The organism is Streptomyces gobiensis, assembly GCF_021216675.1.
In the GTDB taxonomy this organism is placed as follows: domain Bacteria; phylum Actinomycetota; class Actinomycetes; order Streptomycetales; family Streptomycetaceae; genus Streptomyces; species Streptomyces gobiensis.
On the sequence record NZ_CP086120.1, the window covers coordinates 3,412,731 to 3,431,401 of the forward strand.

Annotated in this window: 21 protein-coding genes; 17 read left to right on the forward strand and 4 right to left on the reverse strand. The window is 68.1% G+C overall.

Going from position 1 to position 18,671, the window contains the following annotated elements; translation table 11 throughout:
- Positions 1–63: 63 nt before the first annotated feature.
- Positions 64–612, reverse strand: a complete 549-nt coding sequence (locus test1122_RS15930; RefSeq protein ID WP_232271929.1) for a Uma2 family endonuclease — start codon at positions 610–612, stop codon at positions 64–66.
- Positions 613–1,081: 469 nt separating this feature from the next.
- On the opposite strand from test1122_RS15930, the gene test1122_RS15935 reads away from it, so the two are divergent.
- From test1122_RS15935 to test1122_RS15965, 7 genes are all read left to right on the forward strand, one after another.
- Positions 1,082–2,512 (forward strand): alkaline phosphatase PhoX, encoded by a 1,431-nt coding sequence (locus test1122_RS15935; RefSeq protein WP_232269833.1) that lies wholly within the window; start codon positions 1,082–1,084, stop codon positions 2,510–2,512.
- 546 nt (positions 2,513–3,058) lie between these two features.
- The gene (locus tag test1122_RS15940; RefSeq protein WP_232269834.1) at positions 3,059–3,283 is read left to right on the forward strand and encodes a hypothetical protein; all 225 of its coding nucleotides are present in this window, start codon (positions 3,059–3,061) and stop codon (positions 3,281–3,283) included.
- A 184-nt stretch (positions 3,284–3,467) separates the two neighbouring features.
- Positions 3,468–3,713: a DUF397 domain-containing protein gene (locus tag test1122_RS15945; RefSeq protein WP_232269835.1), complete on the forward strand. Its 246-nt coding sequence runs from the start codon at positions 3,468–3,470 to the stop codon at positions 3,711–3,713.
- A 213-nt stretch (positions 3,714–3,926) separates the two neighbouring features.
- Entirely contained in the window at positions 3,927–4,655 is a 729-nt protein-coding gene (locus tag test1122_RS15950; RefSeq protein ID WP_232269836.1) for a DUF6333 family protein, read from the forward strand.
- 180 nt (positions 4,656–4,835) lie between these two features.
- Positions 4,836–7,190 carry a hypothetical protein gene (locus tag test1122_RS15955; RefSeq protein WP_232269837.1) on the forward strand — a complete coding sequence of 785 codons (2,355 nt, stop codon included), beginning with the start codon at positions 4,836–4,838 and terminating at the stop codon, positions 7,188–7,190.
- 250 nt (positions 7,191–7,440) lie between these two features.
- Positions 7,441–7,671, forward strand: coding sequence for a FitA-like ribbon-helix-helix domain-containing protein (locus tag test1122_RS15960; RefSeq protein WP_232269838.1), 231 nt, complete (start codon positions 7,441–7,443; stop codon positions 7,669–7,671).
- Positions 7,668–8,078, forward strand: coding sequence for a type II toxin-antitoxin system VapC family toxin (locus tag test1122_RS15965; protein WP_232269839.1), 411 nt, complete (start codon positions 7,668–7,670; stop codon positions 8,076–8,078). Before test1122_RS15960 ends, test1122_RS15965 begins: the two co-directional genes overlap by 4 nt.
- Before the next feature lie 33 nt (positions 8,079–8,111).
- On the opposite strand, the gene test1122_RS15970 is transcribed toward test1122_RS15965, so the two are convergent.
- On the reverse strand, positions 8,112–8,507 hold the full coding sequence (locus test1122_RS15970; RefSeq protein ID WP_232269840.1) for a cupin domain-containing protein: 396 nt from the start codon (positions 8,505–8,507) through the stop codon (positions 8,112–8,114).
- A gap of 52 nt (positions 8,508–8,559) precedes the next feature.
- Between test1122_RS15970 and test1122_RS15975 the strand changes: the two genes are divergently transcribed.
- Entirely contained in the window at positions 8,560–9,552 is a 993-nt protein-coding gene (locus tag test1122_RS15975; RefSeq protein WP_232269841.1) for a GlxA family transcriptional regulator, read from the forward strand.
- Between the two features lie 174 nt (positions 9,553–9,726).
- On the opposite strand, the gene test1122_RS15980 is transcribed toward test1122_RS15975, so the two are convergent.
- The gene (locus test1122_RS15980; RefSeq protein WP_232269842.1) at positions 9,727–9,996 is read right to left on the reverse strand and encodes a hypothetical protein; all 270 of its coding nucleotides are present in this window, start codon (positions 9,994–9,996) and stop codon (positions 9,727–9,729) included.
- A gap of 885 nt (positions 9,997–10,881) precedes the next feature.
- On the opposite strand from test1122_RS15980, the gene test1122_RS15985 reads away from it, so the two are divergent.
- Positions 10,882–11,094 carry a hypothetical protein gene (locus test1122_RS15985; RefSeq protein WP_232269843.1) on the forward strand — a complete coding sequence of 71 codons (213 nt, stop codon included), beginning with the start codon at positions 10,882–10,884 and terminating at the stop codon, positions 11,092–11,094.
- A 131-nt stretch (positions 11,095–11,225) separates the two neighbouring features.
- Here test1122_RS15985 and test1122_RS15990 read toward each other — a convergent pair whose 3' ends face one another.
- Positions 11,226–12,062, reverse strand: a complete 837-nt coding sequence (locus tag test1122_RS15990; protein WP_232269844.1) for an alpha/beta hydrolase — start codon at positions 12,060–12,062, stop codon at positions 11,226–11,228.
- Positions 12,063–12,247: 185 nt separating this feature from the next.
- Here test1122_RS15990 and test1122_RS15995 point away from each other — a divergent pair, with 185 nt between their 5' ends.
- Genes test1122_RS15995 through test1122_RS16030 form a run of 8 tightly spaced genes read left to right on the forward strand, consistent with a single transcriptional unit; the run spans position 12,248 to position 18,643 of the window.
- The gene (locus test1122_RS15995; RefSeq protein ID WP_232269845.1) at positions 12,248–12,619 is read left to right on the forward strand and encodes an NADH-quinone oxidoreductase subunit A; all 372 of its coding nucleotides are present in this window, start codon (positions 12,248–12,250) and stop codon (positions 12,617–12,619) included.
- Complete coding sequence (locus test1122_RS16000) at positions 12,610–13,191, forward strand: NADH-quinone oxidoreductase subunit B (protein ID WP_232269846.1); 582 nt, start codon at positions 12,610–12,612, stop codon at positions 13,189–13,191. The genes test1122_RS15995 and test1122_RS16000 overlap by 10 nt, the downstream gene beginning before the upstream one ends.
- On the forward strand, positions 13,188–14,168 hold the full coding sequence (locus test1122_RS16005; protein ID WP_422396991.1) for an NADH-quinone oxidoreductase subunit C: 981 nt from the start codon (positions 13,188–13,190) through the stop codon (positions 14,166–14,168). The genes test1122_RS16000 and test1122_RS16005 overlap by 4 nt, the downstream gene beginning before the upstream one ends.
- Positions 14,168–15,124, forward strand: a complete 957-nt coding sequence (locus tag test1122_RS16010) for a complex I subunit 1/NuoH family protein (RefSeq protein ID WP_422396992.1) — start codon at positions 14,168–14,170, stop codon at positions 15,122–15,124. Before test1122_RS16005 ends, test1122_RS16010 begins: the two co-directional genes overlap by 1 nt.
- A 3-nt stretch (positions 15,125–15,127) precedes the next feature.
- Positions 15,128–15,703, forward strand: a complete 576-nt coding sequence (locus test1122_RS16015) for a NuoI/complex I 23 kDa subunit family protein (RefSeq protein WP_232269847.1) — start codon at positions 15,128–15,130, stop codon at positions 15,701–15,703.
- Positions 15,703–16,251, forward strand: a complete 549-nt coding sequence (locus tag test1122_RS16020; RefSeq protein WP_232271931.1) for an NADH-quinone oxidoreductase subunit J family protein — start codon at positions 15,703–15,705, stop codon at positions 16,249–16,251. Before test1122_RS16015 ends, test1122_RS16020 begins: the two co-directional genes overlap by 1 nt.
- Positions 16,251–16,634 carry an NADH-quinone oxidoreductase subunit NuoK gene (gene nuoK / locus test1122_RS16025; protein ID WP_232269848.1) on the forward strand — a complete coding sequence of 128 codons (384 nt, stop codon included), beginning with the start codon at positions 16,251–16,253 and terminating at the stop codon, positions 16,632–16,634. Before test1122_RS16020 ends, nuoK begins: the two co-directional genes overlap by 1 nt.
- Positions 16,631–18,643 carry an NADH-quinone oxidoreductase subunit 5 family protein gene (locus test1122_RS16030; RefSeq protein WP_232269849.1) on the forward strand — a complete coding sequence of 671 codons (2,013 nt, stop codon included), beginning with the start codon at positions 16,631–16,633 and terminating at the stop codon, positions 18,641–18,643. The genes nuoK and test1122_RS16030 overlap by 4 nt, the downstream gene beginning before the upstream one ends.
- The last annotated feature ends 28 nt before the right edge of the window (positions 18,644–18,671 follow it).

An 18,671-nucleotide genomic window follows, 5' to 3' on the forward strand; every position in this document is an offset into this window, starting at 1 on the left:
GGCGAAGCCGTCGACTACGCCAGGACGTTAGGCCAACCCCACATCGTCGGACCGACGTTGCTGTCAGCGGGTGTAGTTCTTGAGCACGTCCGTGTCCAGCGTGATGCCGAGGCCGGGGAGGTCGACAGTGTGGCCGTAGGCGAGGCTGACGACGCTCGCGTACCTTCCGTTGTCGGGCTCGCTGTGGATGGTGACGGCTCCGGCGTCGCGGTCGATCAGGAGGTACACGGGGATGCCCGTCTCCGCGTAGGCTCGGGGTTTTTCCACGCGGTCACGCCGGTCGGTGTCGTGATCGTAGGAGGTAACCTCGACGACGCCTAGGACGCCAGAGGCGTCGGCCCACTCCCCTTGCCCGGCGAAGTATTCGGCGGGAGCCAGTGAGCCGTCCGGCCGTGCGTCGCCGTTGCAGTACGTCTGGACCTTCAGTCCCTGCTCGGGGAACAGCCACAGGTCCGGCCGCTGCTGCATGCAGATCCGCTGAAGCCAGGCAATGATCTGTCCGTGGTCGCCGTCGGGCACCGGCTTGACTCCGATCTTTCCACTAATGAATTCGAGTCGGACGTCTTCGCGTGCGGCGGCCTCAGCGATGGCCTCGAAGGCGCCGAGGTCCATCTGCGGCCGATCTTCGGTGGTGGCGCTCACCGTGCCCTCCTCGTCCTCTGTCTCCGAGTGTGCCCAGGCCTATCGTACGAGGGGCCGACGTGGGAGTGAGGTATCCCAGCCTCGGGGCACGGTCCCCGCCCGGCGGCGGTCTTGCCCTGCCGACTGGTAACCACATTCGTCAGGGGACTGACCACCAAGCTCGGCTGTCAAGGTCGCAGGCCTCCTGTCCGTGCCGCTGCACGCGGCAGGCGGTGAGCGAATCGGGAGCTCGGGTGCGGGGCGGGTGGGTGAGGAACGGTCGGGCAGCGGCCCCTGCTGGCTGCTGCGCCAGGTCCCATCCTGCGGTGTGGCAGAACCCGGTCAGCGACCTGATAAGTGGAAGGCAACAAGAGGGTTCCGTCCTGACGCTACGCGCGTATACCTTGTCCGGACCTCAAGCTCCCTACAGGGGCAACACCCTTTCATGACAGGACAATTCATGGAACGACGGCATTTCCTGGCCGGAAGCACCGCCGTGGCGGCGGGAGCGGTCCTCGGCGGCCCCTTCCTCGGGGTCGCCAGCGCCTCGGCCAAGGGCGGTCCCAGGCCCGGCAGCGGCTACGGTGAACTACTGCCGGTGCCGGACCAGCGTGACGGTACGGTACGGCTGCATCTGCCCGAGGGGTTCTCGTACCGCTCCTTCAGCCCGGCGGGCGAGTCGCTCAGCGACGGTTCTCTCATACCCGGCAACCATGACGGCATGGCCGCCTTCCGGGGCAGCCGGGGCAGCCGGGGCACCACCGTGCTCGTCCGTAACCACGAACTGGGCGGGCCCGGCGAAGCCTTCGGCACGGAGAAGACCGTCTACGACCCAGCAGCCCGGGGCGGCACCACCACGCTGGTAGTGACCGGACAAGGCCGGGTTCTGCACAGCGCGGCCAGCCTCAGCGGCACCCAGATGAACTGCTCCGGTGGCCCCATGCCATGGGGCTCGTGGGTGAGCTGCGAGGAGACCGTCAACGGCCCGGATGTCGGCAATGACTTCACGGGCGGCGACAACAGCCTCCTGTACGAGAAGCACGGCTATCTCTTCGAGGTGCCCACCGACAAGGCAGCCTCCGCCCGGCCGGTACGGGCCGCCGGGCGCTTCCCGCATGAGTCCGTGGCCTTCGACCCGCACACGGGTGCGCTCTACGAGTGCGAGGACAACTTCAACTTCCCCTCCGGCTTCTACCGCTACCTGCCGCCGCGCGATCCGAGGACCACGGGCGCGCTCCTGGACGGCGGCAGGCTCCAGATGCTGGCGGTGCGTGGCGAGGAGAACGCCGACCTCTCGCTCGGCCAACGGCAGGGCGCCACCTACCAGGTGAGCTGGGTGGACATCGACGACCCCGACCCGCATTTCGCTCCCGGCACCAGTAATGACGCCGCGCTCCAGGCGGTTGGCGCACAGGGCCGGGCCAAGGGTGCGGCGATATTCTCCCGGCTGGAGGGCTGCATATACCACCAGGGCACGGTGTACTTCGTCTCCACTCAGGGCGGTGCGACCGCCGAGGGCGACGAGCCGCCCAGCGGCTTCGGCGACGGCCGTGGTCAGGTGTGGGCGTACGAGCCCCGCACGAGCATGCTCCGGCTGATGTACGAGTCGCCGGACTCGATGACGCTCGACCTGCCGGACAATGTCACGGCCAGTCCGCGCGGCACCCTCGTGCTGTGTGAGGACGGCGACGGCGACAACTATCTGCGCGGTCTCACCGCCAGCGGATCGATCTTTGACTTCGCACGGATGGAGCCCATCGCAGGAGACACGGGAGCCGAGTTCGCGGGCTCGGCCTTCGCCCCCGACGGGCGCACCCTCTTTGTGAACATCCAGTCGAAGGCCGGTGTGAGCATCGCCATCTGGGGCCCCTGGCACCGCGGCGGCTTCTGAGCGGCTACGCGCGGAAGGGGAAGCCACCCACCGAAAAGGCCGCGCCGCCGAAACCGCTCCTTTCGGCGGCGCGTTCTCCACCGGATGCCGTGGCGAGCTCGCCCAGGCCACCGCCTCAGCACCGCATGAGTACGGGGCGATTGCAAGCCCAGCGTCCCACCTCGTCGGGCGAGACGTCCCCTCCCATCCCCTCCCATCCCCTTCCGTGCCGCACTCAACGAGCAGCTCGATCACCGGTCCCATCACTGCGGCTGCAGTATTAACGGCAAAATTTCTGTGCGGGAAACACGAGGCCCCTCACGCCTGATTATTTCCGGCCAGCAGGACATGGGGCCAGACGGGTCGATGGTGCGTCTGGGGATGGCCGAACGGTCGGCATCATCACGGCCTTCCTGGAATGATCAGCCGGGCGAGGAGGGAGCAGTGGACCACACCCCGCGTGGCGGACTGGACCCGGATCAGTGGGTCCTTCAGTTCCAGCGAGCTGCGGAACCCGGCCTGCACAGGGAGCTTGCCTCGGAAGAGGATCGGGGCACCTTGCAGGAAATGACCCTCGATCACCGCGAGGATGGTGTCTGGGCGGCCGCTTCCTTCTCCATGGCCAGCCATCCTGGGGTCACCTTCGTGTGGAACCAGAAGATCATGCCGGATTTGAGCGCGGAGTGGGATCCGGACTTCGCTGCCATGCTCTTCAGCACCCATCTCATCGAATGGTTCCACACGGAGGCGAAGAGAAGGTCCCCTGACGCCGACGGCATCATCCAGAATTGACTGGGGATCCTGCGGAGCGAAGTCCAGGGCGCTCGAAAGGTGCCCTGGCGTGCCGCCCACTGCCGAAGCCTGCAGCCGCTGTGAGCCAAGCAGCGTCAGATCGACGGAGACGAAATAGGCGTTCTGCCATGTCCGTTCGGAGAAGCCAGCGTCACAAGGGTCCTCCTTGGCAGAATCAAGGCGGGTGCCTTCGACCGCTTCAGCCATGCTTGAGGTGTTGCATGTGATCACGTTCGGTTGGCAGGAGTCGTCCTTCATTAGCGGTGACGGCAATACCAACTGTGTCGAGCTTGCCACTGGCGTTGTGCGCGCCCTCCACCTGCGCGAGAGCTACCGTCCGGACGAGATACTTATCGCCACCCGCCCGGCAACGCGATCCCTCCTGCCCGCACAAAAGCCGGAGACCTTGACTACCTCGCCCGGTGAGTGACTGCCTCCGCACCGCACCGGTGCGGAGGCCATTGCATGACGTGTTGCGGGTCTGCGAAGCCGTCGGTCGTTCCGGATCGGCCCACCCTCCCCGCCGCGACGGTCTGCCAAGGGTCCTCGCTACCGTGGCGCCCTCGACGACTCTCCTCCCTCAAGGGAGGGAGATTCTCGCGGCTCGCGCCGTGATCTTTCCTGGTATCCACGGAGGTATTCGATGACTGACAACGACTTCTGGGACTGCCCGCCGGAGCAGGGCATCGCGCAGTACGGGGAGTTCAGGCTCACCCTCATCGAGCGGCCCTTCCCCGTCGGCGGAAGTGTTCTGCCCGCTCATGACCCGGCACGGGCACGGGAATTCGCCGCTGCTTTCGGCACCATCGACACGGTGGTGGAGGAGGTTGACCGGATCGAGGCGACCGAGCGGCCTCCCTTCGCCACCCGCGCGGACCTCGACCTGGTCAGTGTCGGATGCTGGGGAACGGTGACCGAGGTCAACGATCCCGCTCTGGTGTTCACCGGGGGAACGTTCCCCCTTGCGGAGCAGGCGGACGAGCTGGCGGAGCGTTTCCCCGGAGCGGTCATCATCGGCTCGGCGACGATCGACTACAGCGTGACCTACGGCACCCACGTGATCTACCACCCGGACGGGGCACGTCTGTTCGCCGCAGGGTGGAGCGGAGAGAGGGACTGGGACCGCGAGGGCACCCCGCAGGAGGTCATCAACGCCTTCGGTATCGGCCCCGATGCCCTGGAACGGGCAGACATCGACCTCGACGCCCACCCCGGGGCCTTCCCCTGGGAAGGCCTTACGCGGCTCGCCCTCCAGCGCGTCACCCCGCTGCTCCGCAAGGGCCGCACGCTGTCCGTGTTCCGTGTCCGGCACACCGAAGAGGCGACCGGTGACCTGGAAGACACCTGGATCGGCGAGTTCGACGAGTTCTGACCATAACGATCCGAAAACACAAGCGAGTTGGCGCGGGCATGCCGCCTTAATACCGTGAACCCCAACCGGCTCACTCCATAGAGTGGGCAACAGTCGGCGCAACAAGACCAATTGACCTCGGAGCCCACGGCGCCGCGTACCTCTCCTACCACCAAACGGGGTTCCCAGGGGGAGAAGCCAGTGAGCATTCAGATACACCAACCTGCGCGCCACCGGCGCGTGTGGGCGCGCATCGTGATCGCCCTCACCGCCGCGGCAGCCGTGACCCTGACCGGCCTGCCCGCCTTCGACGAGGCGGAGGCCGCGAAGGGGCCCAACGTCAAACCAGTGCGGTGCGACGAGAAGTTCCTGGGGAAGAAGTTTCCCTCCACCCCGGCCAACTCCGGGCCGCCGGACAGTCTTCCGTACGACGCGTGGCCGAACGACGAGAACTACACCTACGACAACCCCGCGAAGGCGTATGACGGGGTGCTGCCGCCGACCGACGCCCAGCGTAAGGCCGCGGGAACGAACTACCGCAAGTGGCAGCGCAAGTACAACAGGACGAAGAACCCGGCGGACAAGGTCATGGAGATCTACGCCCGCTACAACAAGCAGTACAACAGCCCGAAGGGCTACCAGGACTTCAAGCGCTTCCTCGACGTGCGCTACATCGGCGCCCACGGCAACCCGCTCCGGGGTGACGCGTTCGAGGCCCGCATGGTCAAGAAGTACAACATGATCGGCCCCGACTGGTGGTGCCAGGACCCGATCGAATACACCGACCCTGAGACCGGCGAGAAGCGCACCCGCGTCGTGGACGCACACAACCGGCGCACCGAGCGCAAGGTTGAGATGAAGTCCAACGGCAGGATCGACAGCGACCAGCTCAAGGCCGACCGGCAGATCGCCAAGGAGAAGCCGAAGTCGACGTTCCGGTACCTGACCGGCGCCAAGACCGAGGATTCGACGAAGAACAAGATCAAGCAGTTCGACGACGACCTCAAGCGGGACCGGAGCACCAACCGCACCCAGGCCGGGGTCAACGAACGCCGATCGAACGCCATCGAGCGCACCCAGAAGCCGAACGTCTACACCAACTACGACAAGCGGTTCAACGCCGACCCGCTCAAGGGCGGCCGGGGACCGATCATCGACCAGGCCCTGCGGTCCGGGAAGACGGCCGAGGAAGCGCGCCGACTTCAGGCGATGTACAACCAGAACAACCGCGGCGGCTACTTCGGCCGCGGGCCGGGCGGCATCGACTTCTCCACCCTGGAGATCAACTACGTCGGCACCCCCGTCAAGGGCAAGGGCCTCGATTATTCGATGAAGGCCGACTACGTCAAGAACCCGGACGAGAACCCCGGCTACGGCGGTGACGCCAAGCTCCAGCTCGCCTCGGACGCCTTCTTCACCTGGCTGGCCCTGACCCCGGACAAGTTCTGGGTCAACCTCAACCCGGTCCGCCCCGACGTCATCATGGACAAGGAGTTCGCCAAGACCGACGCCGGGCGCATCCTGCTGGAGGCCGACCTGACCCTCAAGCACGACTACGCGGATGCGATGAACCCCGACAAGTACGAGCGCGGGGAACGCTTCTGGCGCGCAGCCCCCCGCACACCGGAGGGCATGCCGTGCCTGCCCATCATCCGCCAGTGGATCACCCCGAAGCCTGCGAAGATCCGAGAGCAGGACGGCGGCATCTACATCCTGGACGCGCCGCTGAAGGTCAACATCGAGGTCCCCACCGGACCCGACGTACCGCCCAACACCTGCAAGCTCACCGAGGCGCAGACCAAGCAGGCCGAGACCCTGATCCGCACGATGATCCAGCCGGAGCTTGAGCGTCGCGTCAACGACGACAAGTCCTACGCCGACCTGCGCCGCGTCTACTCCTCGCGGGTGGCCGCCGAGTACATCCGCCGCCAGGACGCGGGCAGCCCCACCGACTTCCGCAAGATCATCAATAGCAACGACGTCAAGCGGTGGCCGCTCAGGGGCGAGAACAAGGACTGGGACAAGAAGACCGTCTACGACAAGTACGTCCACTCGTTCAAGAACGGCGACTACAAGTTCAAGCGCACCTACGACGGCAAGGTGTGGATCCTGTCCATGGGCGGGGTCGACTTCTCCAAGGCGCCGAAGCGGAACATCAGCCGCACCCAGTTCAACACGCAGCACCGGGGCTTGGACAAGACCACCAAGACATCCGTCCAGGCCGAGGTGACCTACCAGGACAGTGAGACCGTCTACCTTGGCGGGACCACCTCCGACCAGCCCACCAGCCCGGAGGACCCGACGCCGACGCCGACGCCGCCTCCGACCGGTCCGGACGACCCGAAGCCGACCGAAACCCCGTCGACCCCGGCACCCGACCCGTCCACGCCCGGCGGTGACAAGACGACTCCGTCGGCGAAGGACCCGGACGGTGACCTCGCCGACACCGGCAACAGCACCCCCGTCGGCCTGATCGCCGCTGTGGCTGCGGCGCTCGCCGTCGCAGGCGGCGCGCTGACGTGGTGGATGCGACGCCGCAGGGCCGCAGGCAGCTAGCCCGTCTGACGGCGTCCTCGCACGCAGGCGGTCCCCCGCACCCGTTGCCCAGGGTGCGGGGGACCGCCTTTTCCGCGCTCTGGCAGCACCTCGATCGCTCGGGCTGCGGCCTCAGCGATGGCCTCAAAGGTACCGAGGCCCATCTGCGCCGGGTTTCGATGGTGGCGCTCACCTTGCCGGTCTTCGTCCTCTTTCTCCGAGCGCACCCAGGAGACTTGCATAGTGCATGCACTGCCGCCATTATGCAAGCATGACTTCGATGACCATTCGGAACATCCCTGACGACATCCTCCAGTCCCTGAAGGTGCGTGCCACCCAGTCGGGAAAGTCGCTCCAGGCCTACGCGATCGAGCTCTTCGCCCGCGAGGTCTCCAAGCCGACACTCGCCGACATGGCCGCCCGTATGGAGCGCGAGGCCAGTGCCGAACTCAGCACCGAGGACGTGCTGAAGGCCATTGAGGACGGACGGGAACGCAGGTGATCGTCATTGACTGCTCATCTCTGGTGCACTTCCTCCTCGGCCGCAGTCCCGTCGCCACCAAGATCCGGGAACGGATTGCCCAGGAAGACATCCTGGCCGCTCCCGGTTTGATCGACTACGAGATCACCTCGGCCGTCTTCGGCCTCGCTCGCGGCAGGAACCCGAAGATCACTGCTCGGGAGGCGGTCAAGGCCATCGGGGACTTCAACAGCCTCGCGATCGACCGTCACGCCACCCTCGTCCTGTGGGAACGGGTACGGAAGCTCTCCGACAACCTCTCCACCTACGACGCTCACTACGTCGCCCTGGCCGAAACCCTCGGTGCCCCTCTGATCACCAGCGACGACAAGATCCGCAAGGCAGGAGCGGCACGCTGCGAGATCGAGGTGTTCGCGTCCGGTTCGTGACCGGTGGAAGCGTTGTCCCCGAAGTCTGTCAGCTCAGGTGTTGAGTGTGTGCCCGGTCGTTGCGTCCACGTGGTCGGGGATCTCGTCGTGGCGATCGCCCACGGTTGGCGTCCCGGCGGGTTCGAACATCAGAATGGCCGCGCCGGATGGAGCGTACGGCTTGTGTTCGGTGCCTCGGGGGACGGTGAAGACCGCACCCTGTGGGAGCAGGACCGTGCGCTCCCCGGCGGGCTCGCGCAAGGAGATGTGCAGTTCTCCGTCGAGGACGAGGAAGAACTCGTCGGTGTCGTCGTGGACGTGCCAGATGTGTTCGCCCTCGACCTTGGCGATGCGGACGTCATAGTCGTTGACGCGCGTGACGATGCGGGGGCTCCACAGGGCGTCGAAGGAGGACAGAGCCTGGCTGAGGGGGATGGGTTGGTTACTCATGGACTCATCCTTGGCCGTTTCATATGGCCAGCGTGAGTGCTAGGAATTGCACATGGCGAAAGAATCCTCGCACGCAGTTCACGCGGCAGGTGTACACCGGGTCGTCGTGATCGTGGACGAGAACTCAAACCCCTTCGAGCTTGGCTGCGCGACCGAGGTTTTCGGTCTGCGCAGGCCCGAGATCGGCCGTGATCTCTACGATTTCAGGCTCTGCTCTCCCCAGCCCCACACCCTGATGCGGGACGGATTCTTCACGCTCACGGGAGTCGCCGATTTGGAAGCGGCTGACACGGCGAATACCTTGATCGTCCCCAACCGCCCCGACGTTGAGGTGCCCCGCCGCCCGGCCGTGCTCGATGCCGTCCGACGGGCGCACGCGCGCGGTGCGCGCCTGGTGGGCTTCTGCAGCGGCGCGTTCACACTGGCCGAGGCCGGAGTCCTCGACGGGCGCCGGGCCACCGCACACTGGCAGTGGGCGGATTCCTTCCGGGCCCGCTTCCCTTCTGTACGGCTCGAATCGGACGTGCTGTTCGTCGACGACGGTGACATCCTCACCGCCGCGGGGAGCGCGGCTGCGCTCGACCTTGGACTGCATGTGGTCCGCCGCGACTACGGAGCGGAGACCGCCAACTGCGTGAGCCGACGACTTGTCTTCGCGGCGCACCGGGACGGTGGGCAGCGGCAGTTCGTGGAGCGCCCCATGCCCGCCCTGCCGGACGAGTCCCTGTCGCCTGTCCTGGCCTGGGCCCAGGAACGGTTGGAAGCACCGCTCACGGTGTCCGACCTTGCGACGCGTGCGGCGGTCAGTCCGGCAACGCTGCATCGCCGCTTCCAGGCGCAATTGGGCACGACGCCGCTGACGTGGCTCACAGGAGAACGGCTTGCCCTGGCATGCCGGTTGATCGAGCGGGGCGAGTCCCGCTTGGCGGTGGTCGCGCGGCGCAGTGGGCTTGGCACGACTGCCAATTTGCGCATGCTGATGCGTCGCGAAACGGGCATCACCCCGTCGGCGTACAAGCGTCGGTTCGGTCCTTGCGGTGCGTGACGAACAGCGCCCGCGCAGCACGAAGTCCTTGCGCATTTGGCCCCGGCGGCGGGCCCCTGAGGCTGGCCCTGTGAGTAGCCCCAACAAGCAGAAATGTGGAATTCCACGGCAGATGAGCAAGGTCGTGTAAGCCGTACATCGCTGGAGGCCAGCGTTCTTTCCGCCGGGCCGGGGTCAGTCGTCGGCGGATGGGGGGTGGCTGTGCAGGATGATGTGTTCCGCGTCGTGTGCTGCCTGCCATTCGCGGACCCTCGCTATGTCCGCCCGGGCTTCCCGGACATCCTGGACCAGCAGCTCGACTTCTCTGCTCAGCGTGGTCACCGCCTCCTCGGTCGGGACGGATCCTTTGCGATCAGGGCGGCGGAGCACGATCCAGGCAGGTCCAGCTGAGATGAGGGCGGCCATAAGGATCGCCCCGGCGGTAATCCATGCGGGCGATGACATGCTCCCCCTATCCGTCGGTCAGGCCGGACCGCCTTCCCCACAGGATATGGCGCGAAAGCAGTACGACGAGATTACAGAACTGGCGCCGCTCGACAGCATGAAAGTGCAGGTGCTTCCGCGGACGGTATGGGGTACCTGACCTGCACGATTTCAGCATCTGAACCTCGGCGACGCACTGCCGTCGACGTCCAGCGGGCAACGCGAGGGGTGTTTCGCCAGTCTCCGGCATGCCCTACGGGCCCGCAATGTTTTTCTGGGCGTTCAACGCGCGGGTGATGTTGTCTCTACTGCCGGAGGGCGCCTCGAAGTTTCTGCAACAATTATCGCGAAATCACCGAATTACCTCACGCTCACACCATTATGGCCTGTGGTATCAGCACGGCAATAACGGCGTGGAAAATACTGGCCTGACCTGCGTCGCACACAGCGAGATCAAGTCCTGCGGCGCCAAGGACCCCAATGCGCCAAACTGTTGGGCAGCACTGGGCGGTTGGGCGTCCGTTCACCGCCGAACAGAGAAAGGCGGGGGGAATACCCCGCCTCTCAAGGGTGTTCGGCTAGCCGTCGGGTGGGTCCAACTCACATGGCTGGCTGGCTTGCCGCCTGTCGACCATGTCACCGCTCATACGATGAAGCCCTCGCCTCCGGCTGTCGAAACCACCCAACAGTAGGTAAAGCACTCGGTGTTAGCCGTGCGGTAGATGGCCTCGGCCTCGTCTGGTCAGGCTAGTTGGGGCTGTTGGAGTCCCGTCTGGTCTCCGGTGTGCACCGGGTGGCGGTGCCCGGAAGACCGGACTGTGGCGCCAGCCGGGGGTGGTGCACGGCCCGGCAAGGGCCTGCTGCGGGGCGGCTTTCCTCGCCGTCCCCGGTGTCTCGCCTTCGCTGATGTCGTCGCACACGCCCCGGTGCGTCAGCCCGCGCGTCAGCCCGCGCCGCTCCCCTGTCGCCCCGGCCTGGCCCGCCGCCATGAGTGACCCGGTCGCGCCCGCGACCCCGATGGCCGCCGCCCTGGCCAAGAACTGCGCCCGGTTGATCCCCTTGCTGTGCACCGTGCCTCCCCGTGTGTCCGTCCAGTGGCCGCCCCGCAACGTTCTGTGACGCGGTCACCAGTGTGCTGAGCGGTGGCACGCCCGGTCATCAGCCGGTGGTCTACGGCACCGTTGACGGGCGTATGACCTCTCCGCCCCGTGGGGCGACTTGGGTCGTACGCGCGCCCGTAGTCCGGCCGGCTAGTCGGGGAGGCTGTCGCGCAGGAAGGCGTCGATGGCGTCGAGGAACTCGGTTCCGGAGAACAGCGCGCTGTCGTTGTGGTGGGCGCCCGCGATCTCGCGGTAGGTGTCGGCGTGTTTCTCCGCCAGCCGTCGGGACAGGCGCGTCGGGATGATCTCGTCGCGCTCTCCGGCGATTACCAGGGTGGGCCCGTCATAGCGCGCCAGGTGCTCCTCGGTGCGGAACCGGTCGTGCAGCAGCGGCCGTACCGGCAGGAACCAGTAGTGGGCCTGCCCGACATCGGCCAGCTCCGGGAAGGGGGAGCGCAGCACCAGGGCCGCCGGGGGACGCTCGGCCGCCAGGGCGGCGACGACCGCGGAGCCCAGCGACTCGCCGAAGTACACCAGCCGCTCCGGGTCCACTCCGTCCCGGCCGGCGGCGTACGAGGCGGCGGCGCGCAGATCGGCGAGGAGCCCGCGCTCGGTGGGGCGGCCGGGGTTGCCCCCGTACCCGCGGTAGTCGCTGAGCAGCACCGAGTAGCCCCGGGCGGCGAGCCCCTTGGCCAGTGGCAGCCGGTCGCCGCGGTTCCCGGCGTTGCCGTTGCTCACCACCACGGTGGCGTACGGCCGCGCCGCCTCCCCGGCGGCGGGCAGGAACCAGCCGGTGAGCTCATGACCGTCCGCCGTGGTGTAGCGGACCTCCGTCACGCCGGACCCTGGGGGCAGCGGCGGGTCGGAGCGGTCGGGCAGATAGATCAGCTGCCGCTGGAAGTACCAGGCGGCCAGCACGAGCAGCAGCCACAGCACGGCCAGCACGGCGAGCAGCCGCCAGGCCGCGGTGAGAAACTGCATGGCCATGCGGAGACCATAGTGGTCACTCCGGACGAAAGGGGATCAACGCAAGGCCGGTACCGCTGCCTGGTGACCGGCCGGGCCCCGCCTCCCGGAGGCAGGGCCTAGACTCCCGTGCGTACAGATCGCCGAACATTGAACGTGGACGCACACGGACGCACAGCACAGCAAGGGACAAGGGAAGGGTGGACGTGCCGGACTACTTCCACGGCTACTCGGTCGTCGGGCTGGTCGCGGTTGTCGGGGTGCTCTTCGTCGCCGTGGCCTTCGCGGCCGGGCGGCTGCTGCGGCCTGTGGTGCCGACGCGGGAGAAGATGCTGACGTATGAGTGCGGCGTCGACCCGGTGGGCGAGGACTGGGCGCACACCCAGGTCCGCTACTACATCTACGCCTTCCTCTACGTGATCTTCGCCGTCGACTCGATCTTCCTTTTCCCATGGGCGACGGTCTTCGCGGAGACTGGATATGGCATGACGACGCTGGTGGAGATGTTTATCTTCCTCGGCTTCCTCGCCGTAGGCCTGCTCTACGCATGGAAGAAGGGCGTCCTCACATGGACGTAACACCTGTTGAGCTTCCCGAGCCGCGTCGGCTGGGGGCGCTGGCACGGCTGGCACCCGAGCCGATGAAGGTCGTGCTGAACTGGGGGCGCCGCTACAGTCTGTGGGTCTTCAACTTCGGGCTCGCCTGCTGCGCGATTGAGTTCATCGCGGCGTCCATGGCCCGGCATGACTTCATCCGTCTCGGCGTGATCCCGTTCGCACCCGGCCCGCGCCAGGCCGACCTGATGGTCGTCTCCGGCACGGTCACCGACAAGATGGCACCGGCGGTGAAGCGGCTCTACGAGCAGATGCCCGAGCCGAAATACGTCATCTCCTTCGGCGCCTGCTCCAACTGCGGCGGGCCCTACTGGGACTCGTACTCCGTCACCAAGGGCGTCGACCAGATCATCCCGGTCGATGTCTATGTGCCGGGCTGCCCGCCCCGCCCGGAGGCGCTGCTTCAGGGCGTACTCAAGCTGCAGGAGAAGATCGCTGCGGAGTCGCTGGATGATCGTTACGCCTCGCGTCCGTCCGCTGCGGCCCTGACCAGCGGCCTGGTGAAGCCGCCAGCGGCTGGGGAGGGGGAGCGATGACCGGTTGGCTGCCCCGGGAGGCCGAAGAGCTCTTCGGCGAGGGCGCGAGCGCGGCGGAGGCGTACGAGCTGCTGACCGTCGATGTCCCGGCCGAACGCTGGATTCCCGCACTGACCGCTGCCCGCGACGAGCTGGGCTGCACATTCTTCGACTGGCTGAGCGCGGTCGACGAGCCCGGCACCGGCTTCCGTATCTGCGCGCACCTGGTCGCCCTGCCGAGCGCGGCCAGCGCGGCCAGCGCGGCCAGCGGCGTACGGCGGCTGGTCGTACGCACCACCGTGCCGCATGACGCCCCCGAGCTGCCGACCGCCACCGGCGTATACGCCGGGGCCGCTTGGCATGAGCGGGAGACGTTCGAGATGTTCGGTGTCACCTTCACCGGCCATCCGCACCTGGAGCCGCTGCTCCTCCCCGAGGGGTTTGAGGGGCACCCGCTCCGCAAGGACTTCGTCCTCGCCGCCCGTGTCGCCAAGGCCTGGCCGGGCGCGAAGGAGCCGGGCGAGTCCGAGCATGGCGGTCCCAAGCGCCGCCAGATGCTGCCGCCGGGCGTCCCCGACCCCAACGAATGGGGCCCCCTCAAGGGCCAGCTCCCGCCAGCTCCTTCCCGCCCGGCCCGCGCCCGGGGAGCCGCCGCCGACCGCCCGCCCCGCCGCACTCGGAGCGCGGCAGCGGGCTCGGCGAGCCAGGAGCCCGCAGCGGAGCCGGCGGAGGCAGCGGAGGCGGCTGAGCCCGCCGCCGAGCGCCCGCCCCGCCGCGCACGTACCGCGAGCGAGGGCTCGGCGAGCCAGCAGCCCACCACCGACGCGGAGCAGCCCGATGCGGCCACCACCCCGCGCCCGGCGCGGGAACGCGGCACGGACGCCCCCTGGCACAGCCCACGCCCGGCCTTCGGCGAGGACGCTGCGTCCTCCAATGGCTCCAATGGCTCCGATGACTCCGGTGACTCCGGTGAGAAGGAGACGGGGGGCGAGAGCTGATGGACTTCGTTGATGTCGCATGGCGGCTGCTCGCCGTGCTGGTCGCCTTCCTTACGCTGCCGCTGCTCGTCGGCCAGGCCGAACACAAGGTGATGGCCCATATGCAGGGCCGCGTCGGCCCCATGTACGCGGGCGGCTTCCACGGCTGGGCCCAGCTTGTCGCGGACGGCGTGAAGTTCGCGCAGAAGGAAGACGTCGTACCGGCCAACGCCGACCGGCGGATCTTCCAGTTCGCGCCCGCCATCGCGCTCATCCCGTATCTGCTGGTCCTGATCGCGATCCCTCTCGCCCCGAACGGCGTCGTCGGACAGGTCATCGATGCCGGGATCTTCTTCGTGCTCGCCGTCCTCGGCGTCGGCGTGCTCGGCCAGGTCATGGGCGGCTGGGCGTCGGCCAACAAGTACTCGCTGCTCGGCGGCCTGCGTACCGCCGCGCAGCTGCTGGCGTATGAGCTGCCGCTGCTGCTCTCCGCGGCCTCGGTCGCCATGGCCGCCAGTACGCTCTCGCTCCCCGGCATCCTCGATGCCTGGGAGTGGTGGTGGCTGCCCTGGCAGATCATCGGCGCGTTCGTCTTCTTCGTCGCCGGGGTCGCCGAGCTGCACCGGCCACCGTTCGACGCCCCGCTCGCGCCCGAGGAGATCATCTTCGGGCCGCTCACCGAGTACGGCGGCCTCCGCTTCGCGCTGTTCATGCTCTCCGAGTACGCGGGCATCGTGATCATCTCCGCACTGACCGCCGTACTCTTCCTCGGCGGCTGGCACGGCCCGTTCGCGGACCAGTTCGGCTGGCTGTGGATGCTGCTCAAGACCGCCGCACTCAGCTTCCTGGTGATCTGGATGCGGGTCGCCTGGCCCCGGATGCGGGCGGACCAGATCCAGAAGTTCGCCTGGACCTGCCTGGTCCCGCTCGCGCTGTTCCAGATCGCGCTCACCGGCGTCGTGAAGGTGGTGTTCTAAGTCATGGGCCTCCCCGGCTCCGGCCTGGCCAAGGGCCTGGCCGTCACCCTCCGGACGATGACCCGGCGTTCGCACACCGCGCACTACCCGGACGTCCAGCCCGAGCTGCCCGCCCGCAGCCGGGGCGTGATCGGGCTGTTCGAGGAGAACTGCACGGTCTGCATGCTCTGTGCCCGGGAGTGCCCGGACTGGTGCATCTACATCGACTCCCACAAGGAGACGGTGCCGCCCGCCGCCCCCGGCGGCCGGGAACGCAGCCGCAATGTGCTGGATCGGTTCGCCATCGACTTCTCGCTCTGCATGTACTGCGGTATCTGCATCGAGGTGTGCCCCTTCGACGCGCTGTTCTGGTCCCCGGAGTTCGAGTACGCCGAGACCGACATCCGCGATCTCACTCATGAGCGGGACACGCTCCGGGAATGGATGTGGACCGTGCCGGAGCCGCCGCCGCTCGACCCCGCCGCGGAAGAGCCCAAGGAGATCGGCGCGGCCCAGAAGGCCGCCGCCAAACTCGCCGCCCAGCAGGAAGCCGCCCCGGAGCAGCAGGAGCAGCAGGACCAGCAGGAGGGGGACGCGTGATCGCGCTTGCCGCCGAAGGCAACGGCTTCCTGTCGCCCACCGGGATCGAGATCGCCTTCCTGCTCGTCGGCCTGGTCACCCTCGGCGCGGCCGTCATCACCGTCACCAGCAGACAGCTGGTGCATGCCGCGCTCTGGCTGGTGGTGGCGCTCGGCGGAATCGCCGTCGAATACCTCCTGCTCACCGCGGAGCTCATCGCCTGGGTGCAGGTCCTCATCTACGTCGGCTCCGTCGTCGTCCTGCTCCTGTTCGGGCTGATGCTCACCAAGGCCCCCATCGGCCGCTCACCGGACGCCGACTCCGGCAACCGCACGGTGGCGCTCGCGGTGGCCCTCGCCGCCGCGGCCACCCTGGTCACGGTCGTCGTGGACGCCTTCCGCGCCGCCTGGATCAACCTCGACGAGCCGCAGGGCGACGCGACGACCATCGGCGCGGCCCTGTTCCGGCACTGGGTGCTGCCCTTCGAAGCGCTCTCCGTGCTGCTGCTCGCCGCACTCGTCGGCGCCATCGTGATTTCCCGGCGGAAGAAGGAGAAGGAAGCGCGCTGATGCACCTCGCCTATCCCGCCGTACTCGCGGTGCTCCTCTTCTGCGTCGGTCTTTACGGAGTACTCGCCCGCCGTAACGCGGTCCTCGTGCTGATCTCCATTGAGCTGATGCTCAACGCCGTCAACCTCAACCTCGTCGCCTTCGACGTCTGGCTCCGCGACACCCTGCACGCGGGCCAGTCGCTCACCCTCTTCACCATCGCCATCGCCGCCGCCGAGATCGGTATCGGCCTCGCGATCGTCCTGCTCGTCTACCGCAACCGGGGCAGCTCCAACATCGACCAGCTCCGCGACCTCGTCGAAGAGAGCGCCGAAGAGAGCGCCGATGACAGCCCCGAGGGCAAAACCACCCCGTCAGAGGAGAAGGCGGAGGCCACCGCGTGACCACCACGACCCTCGCCGTCCTCGTCCCCCTCCTGCCCTTCCTCGGCGCACTCGCCGGGTTTCTGCTGGGCCGCCGCGCCCCCGCCTTCGTCCGGCCACTGGCCGTACTGCCCACCCTCGCCGCCACCGCGCTCGCCATCATCATCGCCCTCCGGCAGGGCGGCGGGACCGGCGAGAACGCGCTGACCGCCGTCACCGGGCTCACCCCGACCGGCAACGCCGCCCTCCCGGTCGAACTCGCCTTCCACCTGGACGGCTTCGCCGTCCTCGTCGCGGTGCTCGTCGGCGTCGTAGCCTCCTGCGTTCAGCTCTACTCCACCGGCTACCTCCGCGACGACCCGCGCTACGCCTCCTACGCCGCCCTGGTCTCCCTCTTCACCGCCGCGATGCTGCTTGTCGTCTACAGCGATGACCTCATCGTGTTGCTGGTCGGCTGGGAGATCATGGGCATCTGCTCCTACTTCCTGGTCGGCCACTACTGGGAGACCACCGCGGCCCGCGCCGCCTCCCTCAAGGCCTTCCTCGTCACCAAGCTCGGCGACGTCCCTTTCCTGATCGGCATCCTGGCCCTGGCCTCCGAGGCCGGGACCTTCCGCATCAGCACCATCGTCACCCGGCTCACCTCCACGCTCTCCGACTTCCAGCTCAGCCACCCCACCCTGATCGCGCTGCTGCTGCTGGCCGGAGTCGCGGGCAAGTCCGCCCAGTTCCCGCTGCACACCTGGCTGCCCGACGCGATGGCGGGCCCCACCCCGGTCTCCGCACTGATCCACGCCGCCACCATGGTCGCCGCCGGTGTCTACTTCATCGCCCGGCTGCTGCCCGTCTTCACCGCCTCCACCGCCGCACTGCTGGTGCTCGCCGCCATGGCCGCCATCACCATGGTCGGCTCGGCGCTCGCCGCCCTCGCTCAGGACGACATCAAACGCGTCCTCGCCTACTCGACCGTCGGCCAGCTCGGCTATATGACCGGAGCCCTGGCCGTCGGCAACCGGGGCGCCGCCACCTTCCATCTCCTCTCCCACGGCGCGTTCAAGGCCCTGCTCTTCCTCGCCGCAGGCGTGATCATCCACGCGGCCGGTACCAACTCGCTGGCCGCCATGTCCCGGATGCGCGGGATCGCCAAGCGCGTACCGGACGCCTACTGGACCATGACGGTCGCGCTCCTCGCGCTCGCCGCCATCCCGCCCTTCGCGGGCTTCTTCTCCAAGGAAGCCGTCCTCGGCGCCGCCGAACACGCCGCGACCGACCCCGCCGCCGGTATCCCCGCCACCGCGGGCTGGATCGTCCTGGCCGCCGGACTGGCCACCGCCCTCCTCACCGCGGGCTACGCCGCCCGGCTGTGGCTGCTCGCCTTCCACGGCCAAGGCGCCGAGGCACCCGCCCACGGCCGCGAGCCGATCGCCATGAACGCCGTGCTCTGGGTGCTGGCCATCCCCTCCCTCGCGTTCGGCCTGCTCTACGGCCGCCTCCCCGGCTGGTTCGACGGCGGCAGCCTCGCCCCGACGCTGACCACCTCCGTGCTGGCCACCGGCGCCGCCCTCGTCGGCGGTCTGCTCACCTACGCCGCCTGGCGGCACAGCCTGGCGCTCGCCGCCCGAGCCCCGATGGGCGCTGTCGCCGCGCACCCCGAAGCCGAACCCGCCGTCTCCGAGGCCGAGGCCATCGCCAGCCATGAGCCCGCCTACGGCAGCATCGCCGCCGCGCCCGACCCCGCCGACCCCAGCCGACTGCTCCTCGGCCCACTGCACCGGCACGCCGCGGAGGGCTTCCGGCTGGACGCCGTCTACGACCGGCTGTTCGTCGCCCCCGTACGCGCCAGCGCCCAGCTCGTACGCTTCCTCGACCGCGAGGTCGTCGACGCCTACGTCAGCGGCGCGGGCACCACCGCCGGGTGGCTCGGCACCGCCGTACGCCGCGCCCAGACCGGCAATGTGCAGACGTATCTGAGCGCCCTGCTCGCCGGCTCCATCGTGCTGGCCATCACCGTCCTTGTCACCGGAGCGTGAGCCGTGCCTACCTTCGATGCCGCCCTGA